The following is a 7,096-nucleotide window of genomic DNA, read 5'->3' as shown; positions in this document are numbered from 1 at the left end:
GGCGGTCTCCACCACCGGGGCGGGCGGGCCGGGTCCGCTGGAAGGAAAACCCGCCGGAACTGTTTTCATTGGCTGGAGCCTGCACGGAACAACGGGCCACACAGAACACTTGTTTGACGGCGATCCGGCGGAAGTGCTGGAGAAGACCGAGGCTGCGGCGCTGCAGCAGTTGTATGACCTGGCCCGGAGGGTACCCGCGCAGCGGTAATCTGGAACCGGATTCGATGCGCGGCCCCGCACACCCCGTCCCGGCCACCGGATCCCTCCAGCACATTCGAACGGAACAGCCTTGCCCGCTATGACACCAAGTGCATCTGCCCCGGCCGTCCGGCAGACGGTCCTGTCCACTCTGCGCTCGCCGCGGCTGCTGAAGACCGAGGTCCTCGCCGGACTGGTGGTGGCCCTGGCACTGATCCCGGAAGCAATTGCGTTCTCCGTGATTGCCGGTGTGGATCCGCGGACGGGTCTCTTCGCGTCCTTCACCATGGCCGTCACCATCGCTTTCGTGGGCGGCCGCCCGGCCATGATCTCCGCGGCCACCGGCGCCGTTGCCCTGGTCATTGCCCCGGTGGTGGCCGCCTACGGGGTTGAATACCTGGTGCCAACGGTGATTCTGGCCGGTGTCCTGCAGATCCTGCTCGCGCTCGCCGGCGTCGCCAAGCTCATGCGCTTCATCCCGCGCTCCGTAATGGTGGGCTTCGTCAACGCCCTGGCCATCCTGGTCTTCTCCTCCCAGCTGCCCGAGCTGATCGGGGTGCCCTGGCTGGTTTACCCGGTTGTCGCCGTCGGACTGGGAATTGTTTTTGGCCTGCCCCGGCTGACGACGGCGGTCCCGGCACCGCTCGCGGCGATTGTGGTGCTGACCGTTGCCGCCGTCGCCGCCGGCTGGCAGATTCCCACGGTGGGGGACAAGGGTGCGCTGCCCGACAGCCTGCCCGCCCTGCTGTTTCCCGATGTCCCGCTGACCCTCGAAACGCTGCAGATCATCGCTCCGTACGCCGTGGCCGTGGCCTTTGTGGGCCTGCTGGAATCGCTCCTGACCGCCAAGCTGGTCGATGACATCACCGACACCCGGTCTTCCAAACCGCGGGAGGCCGCCGGGCAGGGCATCGCGAACATCGTCACCGGCTTCTTCGGCGGCATGGGCGGCTGCGCCGTCGTCGGACAAACCATGATGAACGTCAAGGCCTCCGGGGCCCGCACCCGGATTTCCACCTTCCTGGCCGGCGTGTTCCTGCTCATCCTGGTGGTGGTGCTCGGTGACATCGTGGCGCTGATTCCAATGGCGGCGCTCGTGGCCGTGATGATTTTCGTCGCCTGGGCCGCCTTCGACTGGCACAGCATCCGGCCCTCCACCCTGCGCCGCATGCCCAAGTCCGAAACAGCAGTCATGCTGATCACCGTTGCGGCCACGGTGTTCACTGACAACCTGGCGATCGGCGTCGGTGCGGGAACCCTCGCCGCGATGGTGCTGTTTGCTCGCCGCGTGGCGCACTTCGTCACCGTGGAGCGCACGGTGCCGGACGACGGCGGCACGGTCACCTATACGGTGCGCGGCGAGTTGTTCTTTGCTTCCTCCAATGACCTCTACACCCAGTTCGAATACGCCCTGGATCCGCAGGAGGTGCTGATTGACCTCAGTGCCTCCCATGTGTGGGACGCGTCGACGGTTGCCGCGCTGGACGCCATCACCGAAAAGTACCGGAGCCGGGGCAAGACAGTCCGCGTCACCGGCTTGAACGAGTCCTCCACCGCCATCCGTTCCCGGCTCAGCGGTCAGCTGGGCGACTGAAGCGCTACGCTCGGCTGATGAGTGCCGTGCATGCCGTCATCCCTTCACCCATCGGGCTCCTGACCCTGGTGGCCGACGGCGGTGCCCTCACTGCGGTGTATATGGAGAACCATAAGCGCGGACCGGCGCCGGAAGCTCTGGGTGCCGCCGTGCCCCTTGAGTTGCCGGCTGCCGTCACCGCCCCGGACTCCGGCGCGCAAACCGGGCACGACGGCGGAGGCTGTGCCAACACCGTCGTCCTGGCCCGGACCCGGGACCAGCTCGGCGAATACTTTGCCGGCAGCCGGCGGGAATTCGACCTGCCGCTGGCCCCGGCCGGCAATCCGTTCCGGCAGCGGGTCTGGGCGCTGCTGCGGCAGATCCCGTTCGGGGAAACGCGGTCCTACGGCGAGCTGGCCCGCGAACTGGGTGACCGGTTCCTGGCGCAGGCGGTCGGTTCAGCAAACGCACGAAACCCCGTATCCGTCATCATTCCCTGCCACCGGGTGCTGGGTGCAGCCGGTGCGCTGACCGGGTATGCCGGCGGGTTGGAGCGCAAGCAGTTCCTGCTTGGCCTGGAAGATCCCCGGCGGGTCCCGGATGTTCTGTTCTGAACCCGGTGCATAGAAAAGAGAGGAGCGACGGCCGATGCCGGCTCACATAAGCCCTCCCGGAAACGTCTACCGGGTGTGGAAGTGAAACCGTTCGAAGCCATCGTCAGGGAGCACGGTCCGGCCGTGCTGCGGATCTGCCGCGCCGTGCTGGGCCCGCAGGACGCCGAGGATGCCTGGTCTGAGACCTTCCTTGCGGCGCTGCGCGCGTATCCCGGCCTCGCGCCGGGTGCCAACATCCAGGCGTGGCTGGTGACTATTGCCAAACACAAGGCAATAGACGTTCACCGTTCCGCTGCGCGGCGGCCGGTGCCCGTGGCGGAACTGCCTGAGGCAGCTTTCCGGTCAGGCCCGGTAAACCGCGCCGGCGGCGATCCCGGAAGTCACGAGCGGGGCCCCGAGGATGACGATCCGCTGTGGGCAGCCATGAAAACCCTCCCGCAGCGCCAGCGCGAGGCGCTCGCCTATCACCACCTGGCCGGACTGCCTTATGCCGAAGTGGCAGTACTGCTGGGCGGATCCGAAGCCGCCTGCCGGCGGTCCGCGGCGGACGGCATGAAAAAACTGCGTGCCCTGAATCTGGAGGACTCCCGATGAGCCTGCCGCTGGAAGAACTGCTGCCGCCCGGACTGTCGGCGGCGTCCGCTCCGGACGCCGCTGAAGCCGCTGCCCTGTCCCGGCTGCACAGGCGTCTTGCCGCCTCCGCGTCAGAGGCAGGGCTGCTCGACGTCGCCTACACCGTGATCGACGCACCGGTGGGGAAACTGCTCCTGGCCGCCACGCCCGCAGGCCTGGTGCGCGTGGCCTTCGCCTGTGAAGGCCACGATGCCGTGCTGGCGCTGCTGGCCCAACGCATCAGCCCGCGGATCCTCGCCGCGCCGGAGTTGCTTCAGCCTGCCGCAGCCCAAATTGGTGAGTACTTTGCCGGCACCCGGCGGGCCTTCGACCTGCCCCTGGACCTGCGGCTGACCGCAGGATTTCGGCGCTCCGTCGTCGAGCATCTGCCGGATATCGGCTACGGCTCCACGGCAACATACTCCGCCGTGGCAGCACTGGCGGGCAGTCCCGGAGCGGTCCGCGCCGCCGGCACAGCCTGTGCCCTGAACCCGCTGCCCGTGGTGGTCCCGTGTCACCGTGTGGTGCGCTCGGACGGCAGTACCGGCGGCTACCGCGGCGGCCCTGAAGCCAAAAAACTTCTGCTGAATCTGGAGGCAGCCGCATGACCGGAACACTCTTTCCCCGCGACCGCGCCGAACTGGGGCCCGGCGCCGTTCACGTGCCCGGTTGGCTGGACCTGACGGCGCAGCGCGGGATTGTCGAGGCCTGCCGGCAATGGGCCGTTGGCCCGGTGCCGATGCGTGCCGCCGTCCTTCCCGGCGGGCATCCCATGTCAGTGCAGACGGTGTGTCTGGGCTGGCACTGGCAGCCGTACAAGTACACCCGCACCGCCGGGGACGCCGGCGGCGGACGGGTTGCTGAGCTGCCTGACTGGCTGATTAAGATGGGCCGGCGTGCGCTGGCCGAGGCCTACGGCACGCCCGGCTCTGCCGGATATGCCCCGGAGCTGTGGAAACCCGAGGATTACACCCCCGACACGGCACTCATCAACTACTACGCCCACGGCGCACACATGGGCATGCATCAGGACAAAGACGAAAAATCCGCTGCCCCCGTGGTGTCCCTCAGCATCGGCGAGACCTGCATATTCCGCTTCGGGAATACTTCCACCCGGACCAAACCGTACACGGACATTGAACTTGGTTCAGGGGATCTTTTCGTGTTTGGCGGACCCTCCCGTTTTGCGTACCACGGCGTACCTAAGACACTTCCCGGGACGGCGGATCCTGCGTCGGGACTGTCCCGGGGACGCATCAACATCACCCTGCGCATGACCGGTTTGTCCTAGTGCCTGCCGGCCTTGGCCCTGGGGGCCCTGGGGGCCCTGGGGTCTGCCACGATCTGCGCTGCGCCGAGCCGTTCGCCTGGCAGCCGCTGTTCCGTGCCCTAGCTGCCCATGCGGTGCCCGGCCTGGAGCGGGCCGAGTATGACGACGGCGGAGCCCGGGTGGAGCGCCTGATACCCGCTGCATCCGGCCCGGCGCTGGTCCGCGTCCGGTTTGGGCGGCCGGACGCCGTGGAGGTGGAACTCTCCCTGGCTCCGGAGACTCCGGCGGCAATGCTGGTGCAGGAAGAAGCCGCTGTGCTGGCAAGCGTGCGTCGCTGGCTGGATTTGGACGCCGACCCCGCCGTGGTTGATCCGTTTCTCTCCGATTTCGATCTGCTGGCTCCGCTCGTTGCCGCCTGCCCGGGCCTGCGCGTGCCGGGGTCGGTGGACGGGTTTGAAACCGCTGTCCAGACGGTGCTGGGCCAACAGGTTTCGCTGGCCGCCGCCCGTACTTTCGGTGCCCGGCTTGCGGCCTCGTTCGGAGACGCCGGGAGGGACGGGCTGCGCGCCTTCCCCGCGCCGGAGCAACTGGCGGCGGTGCCGCCGCCGGAACTGCAGTCAGCCGTGGGACTGACACATTCCCGGGCACGCACCGTTGCTGCGCTGGCGGCAGCCGCGGCCTCCGGGCTGGACATCAGCGCTGAAGCAGACCCGGGGCCAACCCGGGCCGCACTACTGGCACTGCCCGGAATTGGTCCCTGGACGGCGGATTATCTGGCGGTGCGGGTCTTCGGGGACCGGGATGCCTATCCGGCCGATGATCTGGTGCTCAAGCGTGCCCTGGGCGTGACGACGGCCCGGGCGGCGGCCGCCCTGTCCGAACCGTGGCGGCCCTGGCGCGCGTACGCACTCTTCCATCTGTGGACCGGCGCCGCGTACGGGACCGCCCGCAGCTGAGTACTGCCGCTGCCGTCAGGCTCCAAGCAGCGTGAACGCAAGACAGATCAGAGCCGGTCCGCCCTGGATAAGCGCCGGACGGATCATCCGGCGGTTGCTGAACACCAGGACCAGAGCGGCCAGCACCATGGACGCAGCGGCGAAACTCATCAGGGTGAGGCCGGCAACCCTGCTGCCGGCCCCGAGGAGGACCACGCCGAGAATCACTCCCACGGCCAGGAAGAGGTTGTAGAAGCCCTGGTTGTACGCCAGTCCCTGGGTGTAGGCAGCTTCCTGCGGGGTGGAGATCCTGAAGACAGCCATGGTTGCCGGCGCCGTCCAGCGCAGGGATTCCAGCACAAAGATGTACAAATGGACGGCGGCGGCAATGACGGCAAAGACGGCTGCGGTAACGAGCACTTTGACTCCTCCTTGGCCGGTGACGGCTGAGAGCCGGCTTCAGGGTTTCCGTCCGGAAACAAAGAGGGACAGCCGTCGCGGTCTCTCCATCGTTACACCGGCGGTGCAGGCGGCCAAGGGCCGGAAGGGCTTTCGGTTGGCAAAGGAGCGGGAACGGCCGCTAGCCTTGAAGAGGCGCCCGGACTTTCCTCCGGGAGCTTCGCCGGGCAGCCTCACCAGCCCTCCGTCACAGTCCCCGGAAGGACACCCCCCGTGCCGAATTCCCGTCCCGCCCGCACTTTTGCCGTGGTTGCCGCCGCCGCCCTGGCGTTGTCCGCCTGCGGTTCGGACTATCCCCTGGGCGACGCGCAGCGCGAAGCAGCGGAAAACAGCACCTCCACTCTCTCCGGGATTCTTTCCGGCTCCGGGTCCAGTGCCCAGGGACCGGCCATGGATGCCTGGATTGGCGGCTTCGGCCTCCTGCACCCGAAGGTTCAGCTGCAGTATTCCCCGGACGGCTCCGGCGCCGGCCGCAGCGCACTCCTGGCCGGGGCCGTGGATTTTGCCGGTTCTGACGCCTATCTGCAGGATGAGGAAATGGACCAGGCCCGCGAAGTCTGCGGCCCGGGAGGCGCCCTGGACATTCCGGCCTACATTTCCCCGATTGCCGTGGCCTTTAATCTCCCGGGCATCGATTCCCTCAACATGGACGCAGCGACCATCGCGGGGATCTTCCGCGGCGAAATTGTCCGGTGGAATGATCCCGCCATTGCCGGGCAGAACCCCGGGGTTGACCTCCCGGACCTCCCCGTGACCGCCGTCAGCCGCGCCGATGACTCCGGCACCACCGAAAACTTCACCGAATATCTGCATGACGCGGCTCCCGATGCCTGGCCGGACAGCCCTTCGGGGTCCTGGCCGGGGGGTTTGGGCGGTGAAAACGCGCAGGGAAACTCGGGCGTGGTGAGCACAGTGACCCGCACCGAGGGCGCCGTGACCTACGCAGACGATTCCGTCATCGACGACTCCATGGGGACCGTCAATCTGCTGGTCGGGGAGGAATACGTCCCGATCAGCGCCGAGGGTGCGTCTATCGCCGTCGAGCAGGCAAGCCGCGTTCCGGACCGCGGACCCCATGACATTGCCCTCCACCTTGACCGCACCACTACGGTCCCCGGCGCCTATCCGCTGGTCCTTGTCTCCTACCAGATCTTCTGCAGCGGCTATGCGGATCCGAACACCGTGGAACTGGTCAAGGCCTTCGGGCTGTACGTCGTCAGCGACGAAGGACAGGCCGCCTCGGAGGACGCAGCCAAGAGTGCGCCCATCCCGGCAACCCTGGCGGAACAGGCCCGCGAGTCGATCGAAAGCATCGGCACCCTGCCCTAGCGTGACGCCGCGGCGGCCGGTCACCCCCGGCTGCGGCCACTTAGGTAATCCCCCTTGCGCGGTCCGGACCGCGGTGGCACCGTTGTTTCACCGCGAATTTAAGGGG

Annotated in this window: 9 protein-coding genes; 8 read left to right on the top strand and 1 reads right to left on the bottom strand. The window is 67.6% G+C overall.

Annotated elements, in window-relative coordinates; genetic code table 11:
- The 7 genes from QMA10_RS02250 to QMA10_RS02220 form a co-directional block, all read left to right on the top strand.
- A partial coding sequence (locus QMA10_RS02250) for a CinA family protein (RefSeq protein WP_290165742.1) occupies window positions 1-208 on the top strand: 208 nt, incomplete at its 5' end.
- A gap of 90 nt (window positions 209-298) precedes the next feature.
- The gene (locus QMA10_RS02245) at window positions 299-1,792 is read left to right on the top strand and encodes a SulP family inorganic anion transporter (protein ID WP_290165741.1); all 1,494 of its coding nucleotides are present in this window, start codon (window positions 299-301) and stop codon (window positions 1,790-1,792) included.
- A 17-nt stretch (window positions 1,793-1,809) separates the two neighbouring features.
- Window positions 1,810-2,385, top strand: coding sequence for a methylated-DNA--[protein]-cysteine S-methyltransferase (locus tag QMA10_RS02240; protein ID WP_290165740.1), 576 nt, complete (start codon window positions 1,810-1,812; stop codon window positions 2,383-2,385).
- A gap of 81 nt (window positions 2,386-2,466) precedes the next feature.
- Window positions 2,467-2,979, top strand: a complete 513-nt coding sequence (locus tag QMA10_RS02235; RefSeq protein ID WP_356833392.1) for an RNA polymerase sigma factor — start codon at window positions 2,467-2,469, stop codon at window positions 2,977-2,979.
- A complete protein-coding gene (locus QMA10_RS02230; protein WP_290165738.1) occupies window positions 2,976-3,605 on the top strand; it encodes a methylated-DNA--[protein]-cysteine S-methyltransferase in 630 nt (209 codons plus the stop codon). The genes QMA10_RS02235 and QMA10_RS02230 overlap by 4 nt, the downstream gene beginning before the upstream one ends.
- Window positions 3,602-4,288 (top strand): alpha-ketoglutarate-dependent dioxygenase AlkB, encoded by a 687-nt coding sequence (locus QMA10_RS02225; protein WP_290165736.1) that lies wholly within the window; start codon window positions 3,602-3,604, stop codon window positions 4,286-4,288. Before QMA10_RS02230 ends, QMA10_RS02225 begins: the two co-directional genes overlap by 4 nt.
- Window positions 4,288-5,223: an AlkA N-terminal domain-containing protein gene (locus QMA10_RS02220; protein ID WP_290165734.1), complete on the top strand. Its 936-nt coding sequence runs from the start codon at window positions 4,288-4,290 to the stop codon at window positions 5,221-5,223. The genes QMA10_RS02225 and QMA10_RS02220 overlap by 1 nt, the downstream gene beginning before the upstream one ends.
- Before the next feature lie 15 nt (window positions 5,224-5,238).
- On the opposite strand, the gene QMA10_RS02215 is transcribed toward QMA10_RS02220, so the two are convergent.
- Complete coding sequence (locus QMA10_RS02215; RefSeq protein WP_290165731.1) at window positions 5,239-5,622, bottom strand: DUF1304 domain-containing protein; 384 nt, start codon at window positions 5,620-5,622, stop codon at window positions 5,239-5,241.
- A 252-nt stretch (window positions 5,623-5,874) separates the two neighbouring features.
- On the opposite strand from QMA10_RS02215, the gene pstS reads away from it, so the two are divergent.
- Window positions 5,875-6,990, top strand: coding sequence for a phosphate ABC transporter substrate-binding protein PstS (pstS, locus tag QMA10_RS02210; protein WP_290165729.1), 1,116 nt, complete (start codon window positions 5,875-5,877; stop codon window positions 6,988-6,990).
- Window positions 6,991-7,096 lie beyond the last annotated feature (106 nt).

This window comes from Arthrobacter sp. APC 3897 (assembly GCF_030407495.1).
Taxonomy (GTDB): Bacteria; Actinomycetota; Actinomycetes; order Actinomycetales; family Micrococcaceae; genus Arthrobacter_B.
The sequence above is the reverse complement of the archived record's forward strand: the minus strand, read 5'-3'. Positions and strand labels throughout refer to the sequence as shown.